An 18,343-nucleotide genomic window follows, 5' to 3' on the forward strand; every position below is an offset into this window, starting at 1 on the left:
TTTTCCTGCTATCAAACCTCTGGGTGTCATTCTAGCAAATAGCAATAAACAAAGCCTAACCACCTAAATCAAAAAGCTTACCTTTTACAGCTTCAATAAAGTATTTTTTCAACAAAGAATAGAATTTTTGATTTGGCTTATTTTTAGATTAATTATTCTACTTGGCATCTAAAAAAAGCTTTAGATTTAGATAAATTATTATCCTTATTGCCTCCTCACAAAAATTGTGTAACTAGGTAAATGTGAGGCATCTGTTTGAGTTTTGACAAGTCGCCAGTCATTATCTATATATAAATGCTCAAATACTTGAGAAGTTGCTAAAGACATTTTTTCAAAGTCATTAGCATCATTTATCTCTGAATTTTCTAGTTTGAAAGCTTTAGGTAAAACTAATTTTGAGGCATTCAGTTTTACTTTATTGTTAAGTAAATTAGTAAACCAGTTGTAGACTGATTCTAAAGTTAGAGGAACTTCTCTATTTTTAAAAGCCTGAAATCTATCAATGTTTTGAAGATACCATTTACCATTTTGAACTCCATATTTCTGGATTACCATGAAATCATAAGCTGGTAATCTTGATTGAAAATTGTGGGATAAAGACGGCTCTTTTCCCATTATATAGCGAGCTACACTGGCACAGTAACTATCATGCTGAAAAATTTGGAAGGACTGCTCTTGTATTCTTTTCGGTAAACTTTCATGAAAGGATATAGTAGACCAAATTGGTGTCCAAACACCCACTAAAAGCCGTAGTTGCTCTGTAACACTGAAAACAGGATTCTGTTGGCTCAATTTTATAAAATAGGGAAGTAATTCAGTTTTATAAAAATAGATTTCCTCATTTAAAGCTTCTGGCTTTCGACCTTGAACTCGTGCCAAAATTTCATTTTTAAACTTTATTTTTTTTGGAACAGTTAATTGATTTTTCACTAAGAGGTCGAACATTACTATTTACCTTTTTCTCGTTTTTTTAGATGACTTGGTAAGTATTAAAAACTTTGCCCCTCTTTTTAAGGGTTATTAGGTATTTATCTGCTTGATATTATCTATTTTTACTCACAAAATGGTGTGATTCAGATCACTGGAAACTAAAATATATTGAAGAAGCATTTAGAAATCAGAGTATTACAGACATAGACGTGTAGCGGCTGACCGTAGGATACGAGAAGCGCTATCAATTCACAAAAAATGAAGTGCAAAGGATGAAAATTTTACTCCTTTGCACTTCATTTTTTATCTGAAATTTCTACGATTCTCTTCCTTATGTCCAGGTATCATATCAAATTATAAACTCTAAGACTCGCGTCCCGATGCCCAAGTATCACGCCATTTGACAGTACCTTCTTTCGCAATCACCCAGCGGCGATTTACGAGATTTTCGCGCAGAGGCGATCGCCCTTCCCGCCACATGGCATATTTATAAGCAATCAACTGACCAGTACTTTCATCAAAGGGAATCTCAGCAAACCAAGTATTGGTGTTGATATACTCTAGGGGATAGGCTTTGCTGATATCCCAGTTACCTAACTCTGGGCAATCTCCTGTCACTACAACGATTTCACCCGGTTTGGTCTCCACGCCATTAAGTTGGACGCGGACAATTGTTTGTGCTTTTATGCGTTCGCTAACGTGGCTGAAAACAATCACTCCCCTTTCTTCTAGTACTAGGTCATAAATATTGCCATCTTTCACCTCATACTTGTTGCGAGTCACCACGCAGGTATGTTCTCCATCGGGCAATTCTGTTTCTACTTCTGGTAAAGTAACTTCTCCTCCCCGATTTAAAGCTACAAAACACACAGAGTCGCGATAGCGGCGTACATAGCAGTAAACATCGGGTGTTAAGTATTTTTGCCAGTGACTACCCATTGATACGGCTGGATTCAGTCGTCGTAAGCCAGACAGCAGCCTGATGCAACGATAAATCTCACTCTCTGTATCCCAACTTTCCATCATTGGGCGGTTATACGGGTCGTTACCGCCATCAGTGTCGTTATGCAGATACTGTTCTGTGCCGTAATAGATGCAGGGAATACCGCGACAAGTCATAATTAAGGCGATCGCAACCTTCAGCATCGCTGGATCGGAGTTCAGCGATTGGAAACGGCACATATCATGGTTATCGATGAAGGTAACTAGCTCTGTTGCCCCGTTGTAGCGATAATCCTGATCAAAAATATATTGAATTGTTTGGAATCCCATTTCTGAACCTTGTCCCAGTGCAGCTCGAATTGCCACGCACAACCCAAAGTCTAGAAGTGTCATGCCTGAGTGGTTAACAAATTCCACCGAGAGATCGTCACTAGGATTACTGTAAATCCACTCACCAAAAATAAATACATCTGGTTTGTGATTGCTCATATCGCCAGTGAATTCTTGCCAAAACCAAATCGGCATGTGCTTGACAGTATCCACCCGCAGTGCATCTACACCCCGGTCTAGCCATTGTTTAATTGCTGACTTAATATACTCCCGATATTCAGTATTATTTTCATTGAAGGTTGCTAGACCAGATAGTTCACAGTTCTGTACTTGCCAATCGTCTTCCCAGTTTTGCACTTCACCATAGTGGTGATACCAATTATTAGCATCATCATTGAAGTCAGCAATTTTGACGCCATCATCATACAATTCACCTTTACTACCGCTGGTATCAGGTGTACTATGGTTGCAAACAATATCTAGCACTAGCTTCATATTGCGCTTGTGCAGTTCTGTAATTAACCGATCAAAAGTTGTATTTTTTTCTTCTTGAGTAGCGTTTAAAGAAGGGCTATCTCCGTCAGCAATGTATCGAGGATTAAGCCGTTTAAAGTCTTTTGTCCAATAGCCATGTATTGCTGCATTGCCAACAAATAACTCTTCAACCTGCTCGAACAGTGGAGTTAGCCAAAGGGCAGTAACTCCCATGTTTTTCAGATAATCTAATTTATCGATGACACCTTGCAAGTCGCCACCCCAATACTTACCCCAATCTTGTCTATTCGGATCGTACAGTTCTGAGTTTTCACCTTCGCTGTTATCTGGATCGCCATCATAAAAGCGATCGACTACGAGAAAATAAATTGTTTCCTGACGAAACTCAATATCTCTGGTGTAAAGAAACTCTAGAGCAATCTCAATATCTAACTGCGGTTCTTGTATAAGAGCTTCTATGTTTTCCTTTGCAGGATCTACTTTATATTGATCTGGTGAAAACTGGGATGGTGGGGTCTGTACCATAAAAAACTCAAAATTTCCTGTAATTCAGACTTGTAGAACCAACACTACAACGTTTCGAGTATTGTGTGCTACTACAAACTTTGGTATTGTGACATCCTGCCCACGGTGTAGGTATCTATCGCTAGCTAGTTTATAATTCTATCGATAGATATAATTCATTTGCTAGAGGATAAAAATAAAGGAACATAGGAGCTATTAACGATAATTGCTCGCTCACAAAAATTTACAATATTTAATTAAGTTGACTTGCGGTAAATATTGAGCCTAGCTCGTGTTTAAGTGTATATTCCACAACAAATTTTAGAACACCTCAACTGCGGGAAAATGAGTTGTCAATAAGGTTTTGTTACACCTGAGCAATACTGAGTCAACCATGTATAAGCCAACTTTTTCTCTAGAAGATTCGCTCCATTGGTAAACTGACCATTGTCACTTTCAATCTGTTATTACTATCAAGGAATTAATTTAGGTAGCAATTATGACCAAATATGACAAGGTTTTTAACTCACCAAAGACATCACAGGAATCACTAAGTCCAGAGGAAGCGGTGGCGGCGATCGCAACTGTGACTGCGATCGCTGATTCATTTATTGAAGAGGTAGATGCAGAAAGTTTAGCGGGTATCCTCTGGGAATTCGAGGTTTTTGAGGAATACTCAGAAGATGAAATTGCAGAAATAGTTGATAGACTAATCTCCATTGCAGAAGAAGAAGGAATTGGGCCCCTGTTTAATGCCGCCAAAGTATCTCTCTCAGATGAATTAGTGCTAGATGGTTTTGCTGCTGGGGTAATAGTGCTTTTAGACGATGAACTCGCCATTCCTAAACCGAAACAAGTCTACCTGAAAAAGCTACAAGCAGCTTTAGAACTTGAGGATGAAGAAGCAGAGGAAATCATCAAGGAGGTAATTGCAGCCTTTAAAGAAGCAGAAGATGAAGAATATGCAGACGATGAAGATGAAACAGTAGTCATCGAAGATTTTAGCGAACAGACATATCAATCTCCTTTAAATAATTTTACCGTACCGATTCCGGTTGATCCGCAGCAAGGCGGTAGAATTCAAAGCCAGGAAGGAGTAGTTGGCTTTTCTGATGACATCGGTACTTTACTGAGAATCGATTATTATCCTTTCCCCTTAGAACAGTTAGAGGAATTGGAGTCTGTGGGACAAGAAGAATATTTACAAACAATTTTAGTAGACAAGTATGTACCCCAAGCGATTTTTGCCAATGTACCAGATGCTTCTGTGGAGTATACCGAATATCTGGAAAATACTTTGCGAGGCGCTTATTACGTGTTAATTGATATGCCCAAAGGTTCCACAATTTCTAAGCAAGAAAATAATGGAACTGCGATCAGATTAGATGCGTACCGAGGCTTGCTCAGCTTTATCAGTGGGGAATTTTTGTATATAGTTAGTAGTCAGCACAGCTTTATTAACGGTGAAACTCCCGATTCTGTTGAGGAAGAGGCTGAAGACATCAAAGAAAGTATTTTAGAGTTTGTTGAGACTATAGAGTTCACTTAGTACAGTATTTCATTCATTCGTAGCGAATTAAATTTGGCAAAGCTCTGCATTGTTAATGCGTTGGCTTGCATTGTTAATGCGATGGCTTGCATTGTTAATGCGATGGCTTGCATTGTTAATGCGATGGCTTGCATTGTTAATGTGATGGCTTGCATTATTAATGCGATGGCTTGCATTGTTAATGTGATGGCTTGCATTGTTAATGTGATGGCTTGCATTGTTAATGCGATGGCTTGCATTGTTAATGCGACGGCTTGCATTAGACATAAAAATGAAAAAGAAGGAATGTAGAGACTTAGCAATGCTATGTCTCTACAGGGGTTCTGGATAAGGGCAGGACTTACGCAAAATATCTCTCAAACTCTGATTTCTCCGTGTCCTCTGTGCCTCTGTGGTTCGTTATTCCATAACTCTTGCGTAAGTCCTAACAAATAAAAACTCCAAATAGCCAAAGCTACGTTTTGTTTTCCCTCCTCTTGGTAAGCAAAACAGAGAAATATACTTGCTAAAAGTTAAATTGGCGGTCAGAAACCTCGTCTTTACTAAGCTTTACCTACTTCCTTGGGTTTTAAACCCTCAATTTTTTCTTAAGGCAGACTTTCCCTATGTAGATGCAAATTCCATTTGCCCTGGCTTTGCTTATGTGATGTACATTTGGAAAGGGCGATGTCTGACGACAAGCCCAAAGAAGAGAGGAAGTCTCCGGCTCCGCACTGGGTGTCTACGCTTATAGTTTTTCATGACAATAACCCTGCTGAACAATCGCTATCAAATTATCCAGGTAATCGGCGCTGGTGGGTTTGGTGAAACCTTTCTAGCAGAAGATGTCCACATGCCTTCTCGCCGTCGCTGTGTAATCAAGCAACTAAAACCGATAACCAATAATGACCCGCAAACCTACCAACTTATCCAACAACGGTTTGAACGGGAAGCAGCAACCTTGGAGTATTTGGGTGAAAGTAGTCACCAAATTCCCAAACTCTACGCCTACTTTTCTGAAAATGGACAATTTTACCTCGTCCAAGAATGGATTCACGGTCAAACGCTGACGAAAATTGTCGAAGCCAAAGGATTTGAGAGTGAAACTGCTGTTCGGCAAATTCTCTTGAGTCTGCTTTCAGTCTTAGATTATGTTCACAGTAAAGGCATTATTCACCGGGATATCAAGCCAGATAACATTATTCTGCGTTCTGTTGATGGCAATCCAGTTTTGATTGATTTTGGTGCAGTCAAAGAAACAATCCGTTCAGTGGTGAATACTCCAGGATACCCCACGCGATCGCTCGTCATTGGTACGCCTGGATATATGCCCAGCGAACAAGCCGTTGGCCGCCCAGTTTACGCCACTGATATCTACAGCTTGGGTTTAACAGCACTTTATCTGCTGACTGGCAAACACCCGCAAGAATTGCTAACCGATCTAAAAACTGGGGAAATACTTTGGCAGCAGCACGCCCCTCATGTCTCTTCCCAATTTGCGGCAGTACTTAATCAGGCAATTAAGCCTCATGCTGGCGATCGCTACAGCACTGCCAGTAAAATGCTATATGCCCTGCAATCTGTTAGTAATATACCTCCTGAGTTAGCTGCAAATACTTCCACAGTTAGTTTTTCTCCCACTGCATCGACTCGACAAACTCAGCCATTATATTCTTTGCAAAACAATTCTGCGATTCCAGGGTCTTCCACTCCTGGAAACTGGCAAAAATCTGCTGTAATTGTTGGCAGTTTGCTGATAGGCGGCTTGATTGGTGCAGTAGCAATTCCTAGCATCATTCGTCAGCAACAACCAGAAACAACCATTGGCACAAGTCCCACGCCATCGCCAGAATCTTTTCCGACTTCTGCATCTACCGAACCGTCCGTTTCCTCCCAAACTTCTCCAGTTCCAGTTATCTCTAGCTCATCACCACGACAGCGACCAAGCTCTAATTCCCCAGTTGTACCCATACCACAGCCAGAAAAAGAGCCTATAACTTCAGAGACTCCAGCACTCGTAGTAACATCCACGCCACAGCCAGAACCAGAAAATCAAGCAAGTGCAGTTCCCACACCAGAAGCGCGTTCCACACCACAAAACAAGCCGCGCAGTAAATTAGCTGCCACTGCCAGCAGACAAAGCGTTCCCGCATTCCCTACAGGTACAACAAGAAACATCGTAGAAGCTACCCTCGGCAAACCAAATCAAGATTTAAGAGGCGCATGGGGCAAGACTCGTGCTGTCGTTTACAAACTAGTGCCAAACAAAATTGAGCTTGGCTACTTATTTGATCGTAATTCTAAAACGCTACGTCAAACTGAGGTATCTTTTGCCCAATCGGTAGACCCACAGGTAATGGAGACTACCTTGAATGGAATGTTAGCAGGGCAAGCCACTGAAGAAATTAAGCAGGGACTTAAACAGGTACAACAGCGCCAATCTGATAATTTTAGTTTTAGAAATGGCTCAGTCAAGGGTCAGATTATCCGCCAAGAATGTGATTTGATTTACATCAGCATTTGGGATGCAGATTTACATAATTTTGTGAATCCATCTACAGCCAAACAGTGTTAACTTTTTGGTAAACACCATTCTCAAAAGTTAAACTTTTGTATCCTACAAGACAGACTCAGTATTCAACATAGTGATTAAAAAACTGACTTTATTTGGCTACAATCAAGATCATTTCAGTCTTCCCAAATACAAAAACCCAATTTTTAGAATTAGTGTATTTGTTTTTTAGATTTTACAACTCAACCCATAAAAACCTGTCTTTCCCATGCCTAATTCTCCATAGGCATTTTCAAACTGAGTTTCAAATTCTTAATCTTCATAAAGTTATAAATACCATTATTAAGTTTTTAATAATACTTGTCTCAGCTTCTACATTCATGTCGTAAATTGCGATCGGAATTATGTAATCTAAAGACAGCTAATAGCTCATTATTCAATCGAGGTCTGATGACTCCTACAATCATGCGTCAGCTTTGGTCAGTGGTTGAAACCGCGCAAGCCAAGCTCCTCTTACAACTGGATGATGCTAGCTTGGTGCAGTGGTTAGTAAAACAAACCGAAACGCAAGTGTTGTTAGATTCTAACGAAACTGACTTTCTATGCCACTACATTCAATCCCGGCTAGCCCTTATACGCGATCTTGCCCATGAACGCCAGTGTTCATGATGCCTACGGCGGGCTACGCCAACGCAAAATCAAGATAAATAGATTGATCGTCAAGTGTTATTACTGTTGACTATTAGCTTTTGAGGAAAAATAACCTTCCACTAAGCAGTCAGAGCCTACTACACGCCAACGAACACGTTCTAAAGACAACGCCTCAGTCATGGTAGTAAAACCTAAATCGCCCACTGGTGTGGGAGCAATACTACCACCAATGATTTTCGGGGCAATAAATGCCAAAACTTTTTGCACTGCTCCTTGAGCGATCGCACTAGCAGCTAAAGTACCACCACACTCCCACAGCACGCTACAAAAACCTCGCTCATATAAGTACGCCATTGCCTTATCCGGTGTAAGTGATGCTAATTCCACCACCTCCACACCCTGTTTGAGCAACAGTTCTTGAAAATCGGGGTTAGCACCCTTCTGTGTCAACACCAAAGTTGGAGCATCCGCAGTTTGCCACAGATGGGCACTTGCCGGTAAGTTGAGATGGCGACTCATCACCACCCGCAGAGGATTATGTGCCCCCACCTGATGGCTGGTTAAGTAAGGATTATCTTGTCGGACTGTATTACCGCCGACAATTATGGCATCAGAAGCCGCCCGCACTAGATGTACTTCACTGCGGGCTTCTTGACTTGTCACCCAAGCGCTATGACCAGAGGTAGTAGCAATTTTGCCATCTAAAGTCATAGCATATTTTAAAATTCCCAAAGGTCGCTTATAGAGAATGCGATGCACAAAAGCTTCATTTAGCTGACGGCAAGCGTCCTCTTCTACTCCTACCAACACTTCAATCCCCGCCGCTCGTAAACGGGCAATGCCACCTCCAGCTACCAGTGGATTGGGGTCAACCATACCCACTACTACTTTTGCCACCCCTGCTTCGATCAATCCTTCCGAACAAGGGGGAGTACGTCCGTAGTGATTGCAAGGTTCGAGGCTGACATAGATTGTTGCACCACGAGAGCAATCGCCTGCTGCTTTTAAGGCAAACACTTCTGCATGAGGCTCACCTGCACGAGGATGAAATCCTTCGCCGACAATCTCGCCATCCTTGACAATTACCGCTCCCACGAGCGGATTTGGCGAAGTCCGCCCTAAAGCGCGGCGAGCCAGTTCCAAACACCGCAGCATCATGCGAGAGTCAAAGTCACTTCCTACCTTTTCTTTTGGTGGTGAATTCGAGCCAGCTGCTGACTCCACTATTGGTGTATTTTCCTGAGTGTAATTTGGTAAGGATGCATCTGCTTGAGCGACCACTGGGGAATTATCCATAATTTTAGGCAATACTGTAAATATTCTGCACGCAATCGCGCAGCCTCTCCACAAGAGAATCGCGCTTTGCTTCTGATAATTAAACAGTAATATCTAGGCGCTATTATTGGCTGTCTCAATTTACATGAGTCTGTAATATTCACACTTACAGTTTCACTGTAGCTTGAATCCATATTGCCAGAGGTTGCCCAAATTCCATAAAGATTTAGGTTACAGGGTACAGAAGATAATTTTCTTGACTGTCACCTGTAACCTATCCCCTTCCTAACTCCTAACTCTTGTACAGACGCGATTAATCGCATCTTTACTCCTAACTCTTGTACAGACGCGATTAATCGCGTCTCTAACTCCCTTTACTATTGCTCCAACAATTTCATCCGTTGCCACCAAAGATTCAACGGATAATAGACCACAGGTGCCCACAGACTACTCAGAATGGCAGAGGCAAGAGCGACGCGCTGGTAATATGTCCAAATATCTGTCACCTTGCGCTCATTGCCGAGCAAAGTTAATTGCAACCCAAAGATAGTTTCTGCCAAAACTGCCAAAACAAAGACAATTACAGCAATCGAAATAAAATCTTCTTCGATAAAACGCTGTTTCTGGAGCAGACCAGTTAAAGCCCCCACTATACCTAAACTGATGGCATGAGTCGGATTAGGTGATGTCATTGAATCTTGAAGTAGCCCCAAAACTATACCTGCCAATGCTCCGGCAAACACCGTGCGCTTCACACTCCAAGCTACCACCCAAATTAATAGCCAGTTAGGGCCAATTCCCAACAATTCCATACCTGGGAATCGGGTTGGTAATAATAGTAAACATAACAGTACAGAACTAGCCGTCACTATCCAACCCAACAACTGACGTATACCGGGATGCCAACGAGCAAGCGGCTGGATTCGGAATTTCGATTTTCGCTCTGACGATTTTGGCTTTTTCTGCCTGCTACCACCAAATGCAGGAATCTTCATTTTTCTATGGATTTTTTCAAAGAATTTACTTAGACTTTTGCGGTACTTGATTTGCCGACTCTTGGTTTTCTGGCTTGGGATAAACAGCTACCCAATCGAGAGAGCGGATTGGCGGAAAAAGCTCAATTTTTGCCACTGATGCTGGGAGTTTCTTTAAATCCAGCGACTTAATTCGTCCTACTGCCAAACCAGAGGGAAATTTCTGACTATAAGTAGATGTGGAAACTAAATCTCCTACTTTAACATTTGGAACTTTTTCATAAAACTCCAATACAGCTTCAGCAGAAGAATCTCCTCGCAAAACGCCTTTAGCTGCTGTGCGGCTAATCGATACACCCACTTGACTTTTGAGGTCACTGATTAACAACACGCGGCTAGTATTAGGAGTTACACTCTCCACCAAACCCACCAATCCGCCTTCTGCTTTAACTATGAAGCCTTCCTGAATCCCTGCACTCGCACCGCGATTCAGCATAACTTGTTGCCACCACTGGTCAGCACTACGTCCTACTACCCGTGCTGGAATTGGGCGTGATGCCAGCGGCTCTTTTTCCACATAGCCTAATAAATCTTGTAACTTCGTCTTTTGACTTTCCAAATCTACTATACGGGTTTGCAATTCCATTATCCGGGCATCTCTAAGACGTTCTTCTGGAGTTGGCCCTGACTGCAACATCTCTAATGGACGGGTAATTGCCTGGTATGTCTCAAGCACTAGTTCAGCTTGAGTCTGTCGCAATATCCAAGCACTACCAAGTACTAAAGCTAACAACCCAATTTGCAACCCTTTATGATCCCACCAACGCCGTATTGTCACCATATATACCCGTATATACTTATATAAATTAAGTTCTACTTGGATTCTATTTATATAGAACCCAAATAGAACTCAAATAGAACTCAAATAGAACTCAATTCTGATATTTTTTTGCTACATATTGCGAGAGCTTTCGGTAACAACTCGTTCCAACTGTTTAAAGTTTTCTAACACACGACCTGTTCCCAGCACAACACAACTCAAAGGATCGGCAGCAATATGGGTAATAATCCCTGTTTCATGGCTAATGAGGGTATCTATGCCTTTAAGCAAAGCACCGCCACCAGCTAACATAATACCTCTGTCAATAATGTCTGCTGCCAGTTCTGGCGGTGTACGTTCTAGTGTCCGCTTCACAGCTTCTATAATTACTGATAGCGGTTCCAACATACTTTCACGGATTTCTGGGGCTTTGATTGTTACAGTTCGCGGTAGACCAGAAAGCAGATGTAAGCCTCGGACTTCCATCATGGCGTCATTGTCATCATTTGTCGGATAGGCAGAACCAAGCCGAATCTTGATTTCCTCGGCAGTACGTTCACCAATGACTAAATTATGAACTTTCTTAATATACTGAACGATCGCATCAGTCAGTTCATCTCCAGCAATGCGTACTGATTCGCTGATTACCGTACCTTGAAGACTCAGCACTGCAACTTCTGTTGTCCCACCACCAATATCGATGATCATGTTGCCAGTTGCTTCGGCAACAGGTAGTCCTGCACCAATGGCCGCAGCTACAGGTTCATCGATTAAATAAACTTTTCTTGCTCCTGCTTGGTGAGCTGCATCCATCACCGCTCGCCTTTCTACTCCTGTGACGCCACTGGGAATACCAATGACAATCCGGGGTAAAATCAAAGATTTACCTTCATTTACACGCTGAATAAAGCTTTTCAGCATCAGCTCGGCTATATCAAAGTCAGCGATTACACCATCCCGCAAAGGACGCAGAGCAATCACATTTCCCGGTGTGCGACCGAGCATTTTTTTAGCTTCTTCTCCTACTGCTAGTGCAACCTTTTCGTTGACATCGATAGCAACTACAGAAGGTTCTTGTAGCACAATACCTTTACCAGATACATAAACCAGGGTGTTTGCAGTACCGAGGTCGATACCCATATCCCATGAAGTGCGAAAGTTCCTAAAAATACCCACGCGTCTGTAAGCCCCCTATGTGCGATACTTCTTGACTACAACGGTAAGAGTTAATCGTGCTTGATTCGATTATGTTTGTATCCTAAGTTGAGTAAACTAGACAATATTTTTATATGATTCCCAGAAATATTTAGTATGTCTCAAGCGCCGTACTTTTTGATATTCTCTGGTTAGATTAGTATATCCGTATACTTTTATGTGTTTACTCCAAATAGAGTGTATAAATTTTCAAGTCAATTATATTGTTAACTGTTTAACACATTATTTTCAAGTCTTTCACAATTCGCTATGATGAAAGTCAGAATTGCTAAGTACGTTTGTACTGAAAGGTAACGCGATGAGTATTAATGTTGTCACCCTCATTGGTCGTGTAGGCGGCGACCCAGAGATTAAGTATTTTGAGTCTGGTAGTGTGAAGTGTAAATTAACACTAGCTGTTAATCGTCGCACAAAAGAAGGTGAACATACCGACTGGTTTAATTTGGAACTATGGGGAAAAACGGCGGAGGTGGCAGGTAATTATGTACGTAAAGGCAGGCAAATTGCTGTCAAAGGTTCTTTGAAGTTTGACACATGGAGCGATCGCCAAACAGGAGCAAACCGATCATCCCCAGTTATCCAAGTAGATCAGCTGGATTTATTAGGCTCTAAGCGAGATGCAGAAGGTGGTACAGGAGATATGTCTTCAGAACATTTTTAATTGAGCATTGGGCATTGATTAATTAGTCCTTTGTTTTTACATAATGACAAAGCGCAAAGTCTGAGCGCCAAAAGTCGGCGATCAGAACTTTGTAAGAGAGGACTAATGACAAATGACTAATAACTAATTTGCAACGTCACCGATGCTTCTACTTCTTGTTCACCACCAACAATAGGGGTGGAAGCATCAGCTGATTTCGCAGCCTCAGCCCGTAAAAACATTGGTGGTGGTGGAGGCGCACTAGCATTATTAACTTGAATGCTGACTATTTCTTTGGATTTAAAACCCAAAGCACTGAAAACGGCATCAGCTTGCTGCCGTGCGTCTTGAGTAGCTTCTTTTAATGCTTGTTTTTGAGCAGCTGCGATCGCTTGATCATTGGCAACAAAACTAATGCCGTTAATTTGTGTCGCACCGGCTTTGACTGCATCATCCAATAATGTCCCAGCTTGCTCAACAGGAATTCTAAAACTTACAGTGTTATTGGCAGCATAGCCTGTAATCCGCTGCACATTATTGGTATAGCTGTAAACTGGGTTGAGCCGGATACCAGTGGTTTGTAATTTTTCAACATTTTTGCTCTTGAGAAACGCAACCACCGCTGATGACCTCTGAGCGGCTTCTTGTTGTACCTCTTGGGCTGTTTTCCCCTGAATTTCCACTCCTAAACTGACTTGTGCCAGAGTTGTCGGAATTGTTTCGACTCCGCGACCACTGACACTAAGGGTTCGCCACAATTTATCTTTTTCTTGTGCAAATGCAGGTAGTACAAAAGTTGTACATAAAAGCATTGCTAAAGGCAGTATTTTCCACAAGTTTCCCGATGGAAACTGAGAACCGGGTAAAGCGGCTCTAGTCATAATATTTGCACTCCTCAAAGTATCCACAGATGTTTTGAATAAACGTATATAGCAATCTTCTGGTGGTCGTTGAAACTCAACAGCCACCAGAAGTTTTTCACAACTCAAGTGCGATCGCCAGATACGATTTGTATGTTCTTACTTTGACACTGCGATCGTCAAAAGCTGAAATGGTTACATTTTTGGAAACTAAAAAAATACACTAATACTGCACAGCGTAAATGAAACGTTTACACTGTATTCATTTTGAATTCGGATTATGTCTTCATAGGATGTTTTTCAGAAACGCGTCAGAATCAAAGAGAAGGATTTTCAGAGAACCTAATGCATTTGTTAGAACCAATCAACTTCTCTTTTCCTCTGCTGGCTGGCGCAACACAAGCCGCAGACAGTTCAATGGTCGTCGAAGCAGTGCTACTAAGCTTAGTAGTCATTTATCTCGCCAGCAAAGTTGGTGGAGAGTTATCAAACCAAGTGGGTTTGCCGCCTGTCTTAGGCGAGCTCGTTGGCGGTGTGGTAGTTGGCATCTCTGTTTTCCATCTTTTAGTCTTTCCAGAAGGCGGCACAGACAGTTCTAATTCTTTGATTGTGTCCTTCCTTCAAACCACAGCTGGTTTAACGCCTGAAGCTGCTCCAGCGGTGTTTGCAGCCCAGTCCGAGGTCATTTCTGTTTTGGCAGAATTGGGTGTGATTATTCTGCTGTTTGAAATCGGCTTGGAGTCGAATTTAAAAGATTTAATGGCAGTTGGTATCCAAGCCACTGTCGTCGCAGTAGTTGGGGTAGCAGTACCCTTTGCCGCTGGGACTGTGGGACTGATGACTTTGTTTGGTATTAGCGCTGTACCCGCAATTTTTGCAGGGGCGGCTTTGACTGCTACTAGTATTGGCATGACTTCCAAGGTGCTGTCAGAATTGGGGCGGCTCAATTCTAAAGAAGGGCAAATTATTTTGGGTGCTGCGGTAATTGATGACGTTCTGGGAATCATCGTTTTAGCGGTAGTTGCCAGTTTAGCTAAAGACGGCGTGGTGGATGTCAGTAAAGTCATTTATTTGATTATCAGCGCCACTGGTTTTATTTTGGGAGCAATCCTACTAGGGAATGTTTTTAATAAGTCCTTTGTAGCGATCGCTGATCAACTCAAAACACGCGGTGGACTAGTAATCCCAGCATTCATTTTCGCCTTTGCGATGGCATACTTTGCTGCCGTCATCCACTTAGAAGCAATTCTGGGAGCTTTTGCAGCAGGTTTAGTCCTAGAAGAGACAGATAAGCGTAAAGAACTGCAAAAGCAAGTATTTCCCATTGCCGATATATTAGTGCCAATTTTCTTTGTGACTGTTGGGGCAAAAACCGATTTAGGAGTATTAAACCCAGCAATTCCCGACAATCGTGAAGGTCTAATTATGGCAACTTTCCTGATTACAGTAGCCATTCTCGGTAAAGTAATCACAGGCTTAAGCGTGTTTGGTCAACCGGGAATCAACCGTTTAGCGATCGGTGTGGGGATGATTCCTAGAGGCGAGGTTGGGTTAGTGTTTGCTGGTGTCGGCGCTGCCAGTGGCGCTCTCTCCAAACCATTAGGGGCAGCAATTATCATGATGGTTATCTTGACAACCTTTTTAGCTCCTCCCTTATTACGATTTGTATTTCCAGATCCAAAAACCGTGGACGGCAGCTCAGAGCAACTAATTTTAGACGGTTCCTCTGGGACTTCGTTGCTAATTGAACCACCTCAATCGAGGGTGTCAGCATCAAATGACAGCAGCAATTTGGGAGTAACTCCAGATTCTGGCGATCGTTAATTATTGGGCATGGGGAATGGGGCATTGGGCATTGGGCACTTGTACTGAGCGAAGCCGAGGTAAGTCGAAGTATTGGACATTGCTCTTTCTCTCCTCTGCTCCTCTGCTCCCCTGCTCCCAATTGTGCAGTGGAAACTTCTATCCTCAAATCTCCGTCTCGTGTGATTGTAGAATAATCATTTGTTTATAATTTCTACCAGCATTCAGAATGTTACTTAATTTCTAGTCTCCCTTGGCTTGTGAGCCTTTATCTGAATATTTCCAGATAATTGGGGAGTAACACCCATAAATCTTGCTAGATCGTTTGACAGTAATGGGAATTATTTACTCAGTGCATCGATGGCAACAAAGAACAAACACTTATCAGTAAACAGCTATCAATTATCAGTTTTCTAGCTTTATTGGGAGTCAGAGTTCTCTACCTGTAAAGGTGGAAGGTTTCGCATGGGGATTTAAACTGAATTTGAAACCTGATAAATGATTTAAGTGTGTCTAAATTCCAGCTTAAAAATCAAAAAAGGGATTCAAAGGTCAAGTTGAGGTGGTGATGGTGTGATGATTTACCAATGAGTTGAGATATTGACGGCTCCCATGAATGTGAATTAGGAGAAAGGACTGTGAAATTACACTGGTTACTACCCAGCACTATTGGAACTATCTTCATGCTATCGTCGCCAGCAATGGCCGCGAGACTTGAATCTTGGCGCTTTGATGCCAATCAAAACAGGCTGGAAATTAATACTGTGGGAGCAGTTCAACCCCAAGCACAATTAATTTTCAATCCAACTCGGCTGGTAATTGATTTGCCGGGAACTACATTTGGTCGTCCGCAGTTAACCCAACAGGTGGGTGGTGGAATTCGCTCAATCCGTGTTGGACAGTTTGATGTAGATACAACACGCATAGTTGTCGAACTGACTCCTGGTTACACTTTAGACCCCAAACGAGTGCAATTTGTTGGTACAACTGGCAATCGCTGGACGGTGCAATTACCGAAGCCAGCAGTCGATAGAGTAGCCTCATCTCCTATCTCATCTCCCAGAAGTGCTTACACTGTTGTTACCCCAGATTCCGAACCTCAACCTAATATTTCAAGGGTTGCCACTACTACACGAGGGGCAACTCAAATTGAGAGCTTACAGGTAACAGGTGATGGGTTGTTCATTCGTACCAGTGGTGGTAATCCTCCAATTCAGGTAATTCGCAGCCGCGATCGCGCTACCATCTTCGTAGATATCTCTGGTGCATCTTTATCACCACGTCTGACGCAGCAGAGGAATATACCCGTTAACAAACATGGTATTAGCCGCGTTGAATTCACCTCATTGCAAACCCAACCTCCTGGTGTCCGCCTAACTTTGCGGGTAGATAAAAATAGCCCAGATTGGCGAGCAACTAATAGTAACGATGGTGGTTTGATAGTTCTACCTAGTCGGATTGTCAGATTGCCTGGAAGTAATAATTCGGACAATCAGTCAGAAGCCGTTTCCTTTCCCAATAGACCATCTACCAATAACTCGCCAGCAACAATTGAGTCTGTGCAACTTGCCGATAATGGCAAACAACTGCTAATTCGAGGCAACCAACCTTTATCTGCTACGGGAACCTGGGATAGATCCTCAGGTATCTTCCGCGTCACAATTACCAATGCCAAGTTAGCTACCAGAGTTATAGGGCCTACTTTTGCTCCCAATAGCCCAATTCTTCGGGTACGTCTGCAACCTCAAGCATCTAATACAGTGGTTGTTTTAATTCAACCAGCAGGCGGAGTGCAACTTGGGCAACCCCAGCAAATCGGCGACCAGCTTTTGGCTCTACCAATACTAGGTTCTCGGCGAGTTGTCACCCTCCCCGGAAGGCCACCCTTTGCTTTACCTGGGCTACCACCGCCAAACCGCGGGCCATTCCCAGACCCAAACAATCCAAATCCTCAACCCCTAACACAACCACAGCGCCGAGTTACCAATGGGCGAGTGGTAGTAATTATTGACCCCGGACATGGTGGTAAAGACTCAGGAGCGCTTGGCATTGGAGGCGCGCGCGAAAAAGATGTTATTTTGCCTATTGGTAAGAGACTTGCTGAGATTTTGCAGAGAAATGGTGTACAAGTAATTATGACGCGGGATTCTGACTATTTTGTTACCCTTCCGGGACGCGTGCAATTAGCAGAGCGAGCCAATGCTGATGTATTTGTGAGCATCCACGCTAATTCAGCAGGTGCGAGTCGTCCCGATGTTAATGGCTTGGAAGTCTATTATTACGACAGCGGACTGAATCTAGCTCGTATTGTCCGTAGTAGCATTCTTCAAAGTATTGGTACTCTCAAAGACAGGGGAGTGCGGCGAGCCAGATTTTATGTTCTCAGAAAAAGTTCTATGCCCTCCATTCTCGTAGAAACTGGTTATATGACTGGTCGACAGGATATGGCTAGGCTCAGAACTTCAGCTTACCAAAATCAAATGGCAGAAGCGATCGCTCGTGGCGTTCTTCAGTATCTCAAGAGAAGATAAGTAATTTAGTCTAAATTTTAAAATTGTTGAGTAAGTACATCTAATCTTTACCATTTTTATCCAATTTAGTAGTAAAACAATTTAAGTATTCTTGCGGCGGGATAGGAGTGACTTCTTTGTTATTGTCATTTGATACTTTGCAAGTCAACAAATTTTGGATTTTAGACTTTCCTGCGGAACGCTACGCGTAACTTGCTTCCCCGGAGGGGTACGGCTATGCTCAGTCGAACGATTTTGGATTTTGGATTTGTATCACCTACAACAGGTATTAATGTAGCAGGACGCTAGTCTGGCAGAAAACTAAAATCGGGAATCTAAAATTTAAAATTTGCA

15 protein-coding genes are annotated in these 18,343 nt (G+C 42.5%); 7 read left to right on the forward strand and 8 right to left on the reverse strand.

Translation table 11 applies throughout. The features are described 5' to 3' along the window. Nucleotides 1-204: 204 nt before the first annotated feature. Together V7L12_RS26280 and V7L12_RS26285 are read right to left on the reverse strand one after the other, a co-directional pair. Nucleotides 205-930 carry a hypothetical protein gene (locus V7L12_RS26280; protein WP_335088846.1) on the reverse strand — a complete coding sequence of 242 codons (726 nt, stop codon included), beginning with the start codon at nucleotides 928-930 and terminating at the stop codon, nucleotides 205-207. 363 nt (nucleotides 931-1,293) lie between these two features. Beyond that, the gene (locus tag V7L12_RS26285; RefSeq protein WP_335088848.1) at nucleotides 1,294-3,222 is read right to left on the reverse strand and encodes an alpha-amylase family glycosyl hydrolase; all 1,929 of its coding nucleotides are present in this window, start codon (nucleotides 3,220-3,222) and stop codon (nucleotides 1,294-1,296) included. Between the two features lie 478 nt (nucleotides 3,223-3,700). On the opposite strand from V7L12_RS26285, the gene V7L12_RS26290 reads away from it, so the two are divergent. After that, the gene (locus V7L12_RS26290) at nucleotides 3,701-4,750 is read left to right on the forward strand and encodes a hypothetical protein (RefSeq protein ID WP_335088850.1); all 1,050 of its coding nucleotides are present in this window, start codon (nucleotides 3,701-3,703) and stop codon (nucleotides 4,748-4,750) included. On the opposite strand, the gene V7L12_RS26295 is transcribed toward V7L12_RS26290, so the two are convergent. After that, the gene (locus V7L12_RS26295; protein WP_335088852.1) at nucleotides 4,747-4,989 is read right to left on the reverse strand and encodes a hypothetical protein; all 243 of its coding nucleotides are present in this window, start codon (nucleotides 4,987-4,989) and stop codon (nucleotides 4,747-4,749) included. The genes V7L12_RS26290 and V7L12_RS26295 overlap by 4 nt on opposite strands. Before the next feature lie 500 nt (nucleotides 4,990-5,489). On the opposite strand from V7L12_RS26295, the gene V7L12_RS26300 reads away from it, so the two are divergent. Together V7L12_RS26300 and V7L12_RS26305 are read left to right on the forward strand one after the other, a co-directional pair. Next, the gene (locus tag V7L12_RS26300; RefSeq protein ID WP_335088854.1) at nucleotides 5,490-7,304 is read left to right on the forward strand and encodes a protein kinase domain-containing protein; all 1,815 of its coding nucleotides are present in this window, start codon (nucleotides 5,490-5,492) and stop codon (nucleotides 7,302-7,304) included. 387 nt (nucleotides 7,305-7,691) lie between these two features. After that, nucleotides 7,692-7,910, forward strand: coding sequence for a hypothetical protein (locus tag V7L12_RS26305; protein ID WP_292702546.1), 219 nt, complete (start codon nucleotides 7,692-7,694; stop codon nucleotides 7,908-7,910). 60 nt (nucleotides 7,911-7,970) lie between these two features. Here V7L12_RS26305 and ribD read toward each other — a convergent pair whose 3' ends face one another. The 4 genes from ribD to V7L12_RS26325 form a co-directional block, all read right to left on the reverse strand. Continuing rightward, nucleotides 7,971-9,188 (reverse strand): bifunctional diaminohydroxyphosphoribosylaminopyrimidine deaminase/5-amino-6-(5-phosphoribosylamino)uracil reductase RibD, encoded by a 1,218-nt coding sequence (gene ribD / locus V7L12_RS26310; protein ID WP_335088856.1) that lies wholly within the window; start codon nucleotides 9,186-9,188, stop codon nucleotides 7,971-7,973. Nucleotides 9,189-9,544: 356 nt separating this feature from the next. Further along, entirely contained in the window at nucleotides 9,545-10,162 is a 618-nt protein-coding gene (gene mreD, locus V7L12_RS26315; RefSeq protein WP_335088858.1) for a rod shape-determining protein MreD, read from the reverse strand. A gap of 25 nt (nucleotides 10,163-10,187) precedes the next feature. Beyond that, nucleotides 10,188-10,982: a rod shape-determining protein MreC gene (gene mreC, locus V7L12_RS26320; protein WP_334822363.1), complete on the reverse strand. Its 795-nt coding sequence runs from the start codon at nucleotides 10,980-10,982 to the stop codon at nucleotides 10,188-10,190. Nucleotides 10,983-11,093: 111 nt separating this feature from the next. After that, complete coding sequence (locus V7L12_RS26325) at nucleotides 11,094-12,101, reverse strand: rod shape-determining protein (protein ID WP_194040314.1); 1,008 nt, start codon at nucleotides 12,099-12,101, stop codon at nucleotides 11,094-11,096. A gap of 373 nt (nucleotides 12,102-12,474) precedes the next feature. Here V7L12_RS26325 and V7L12_RS26330 point away from each other — a divergent pair, with 373 nt between their 5' ends. Continuing rightward, nucleotides 12,475-12,837: a single-stranded DNA-binding protein gene (locus V7L12_RS26330; protein ID WP_322682945.1), complete on the forward strand. Its 363-nt coding sequence runs from the start codon at nucleotides 12,475-12,477 to the stop codon at nucleotides 12,835-12,837. 116 nt (nucleotides 12,838-12,953) lie between these two features. On the opposite strand, the gene V7L12_RS26335 is transcribed toward V7L12_RS26330, so the two are convergent. Further along, nucleotides 12,954-13,697, reverse strand: coding sequence for an SIMPL domain-containing protein (locus tag V7L12_RS26335; RefSeq protein ID WP_334822427.1), 744 nt, complete (start codon nucleotides 13,695-13,697; stop codon nucleotides 12,954-12,956). A gap of 62 nt (nucleotides 13,698-13,759) precedes the next feature. Between V7L12_RS26335 and V7L12_RS26340 the strand changes: the two genes are divergently transcribed. From V7L12_RS26340 to V7L12_RS26350, 3 genes are all read left to right on the forward strand, one after another. Beyond that, a complete protein-coding gene (locus V7L12_RS26340; protein ID WP_335088860.1) occupies nucleotides 13,760-13,903 on the forward strand; it encodes a hypothetical protein in 144 nt (47 codons plus the stop codon). Between the two features lie 118 nt (nucleotides 13,904-14,021). Then, a complete protein-coding gene (locus V7L12_RS26345) occupies nucleotides 14,022-15,500 on the forward strand; it encodes a cation:proton antiporter (protein WP_335088862.1) in 1,479 nt (492 codons plus the stop codon). A gap of 617 nt (nucleotides 15,501-16,117) precedes the next feature. Further along, nucleotides 16,118-18,010, forward strand: a complete 1,893-nt coding sequence (locus V7L12_RS26350) for an N-acetylmuramoyl-L-alanine amidase (RefSeq protein ID WP_335088864.1) — start codon at nucleotides 16,118-16,120, stop codon at nucleotides 18,008-18,010. Nucleotides 18,011-18,343 lie beyond the last annotated feature (333 nt).

It is taken from the genome of Nostoc sp. (assembly GCF_036918245.1).
Lineage (GTDB): Bacteria > Cyanobacteriota > Cyanobacteriia > Cyanobacteriales > Nostocaceae > Nostoc.

Excerpts from the sequence above, each read along its gene's own strand:
- V7L12_RS26285 (WP_335088848.1), bottom strand. The coding sequence starts at position 3,222 with ATGGTACAGACCCCACCATCCCAGTTTTCACCAGATCAATATAAAGTA.
- V7L12_RS26290 (WP_335088850.1), top strand. The coding sequence starts at position 3,701 with ATGACCAAATATGACAAGGTTTTTAACTCACCAAAGACATCACAGGAA.
- V7L12_RS26295 (WP_335088852.1), bottom strand. The coding sequence starts at position 4,989 with ATGCAAGCCATCGCATTAACAATGCAAGCCATCACATTAACAATGCAA.
- V7L12_RS26300 (WP_335088854.1), top strand. The coding sequence starts at position 5,490 with ATGACAATAACCCTGCTGAACAATCGCTATCAAATTATCCAGGTAATC.
- V7L12_RS26305 (WP_292702546.1), top strand. The coding sequence starts at position 7,692 with ATGACTCCTACAATCATGCGTCAGCTTTGGTCAGTGGTTGAAACCGCG.
- ribD (WP_335088856.1), bottom strand. The coding sequence starts at position 9,188 with ATGGATAATTCCCCAGTGGTCGCTCAAGCAGATGCATCCTTACCAAAT.
- mreD (WP_335088858.1), bottom strand. The coding sequence starts at position 10,162 with ATGAAGATTCCTGCATTTGGTGGTAGCAGGCAGAAAAAGCCAAAATCG.
- mreC (WP_334822363.1), bottom strand. The coding sequence starts at position 10,982 with ATGGTGACAATACGGCGTTGGTGGGATCATAAAGGGTTGCAAATTGGG.
- V7L12_RS26325 (WP_194040314.1), bottom strand. The coding sequence starts at position 12,101 with ATGGGTATCGACCTCGGTACTGCAAACACCCTGGTTTATGTATCTGGT.
- V7L12_RS26330 (WP_322682945.1), top strand. The coding sequence starts at position 12,475 with ATGAGTATTAATGTTGTCACCCTCATTGGTCGTGTAGGCGGCGACCCA.
- V7L12_RS26335 (WP_334822427.1), bottom strand. The coding sequence starts at position 13,697 with ATGACTAGAGCCGCTTTACCCGGTTCTCAGTTTCCATCGGGAAACTTG.
- V7L12_RS26345 (WP_335088862.1), top strand. The coding sequence starts at position 14,022 with ATGCATTTGTTAGAACCAATCAACTTCTCTTTTCCTCTGCTGGCTGGC.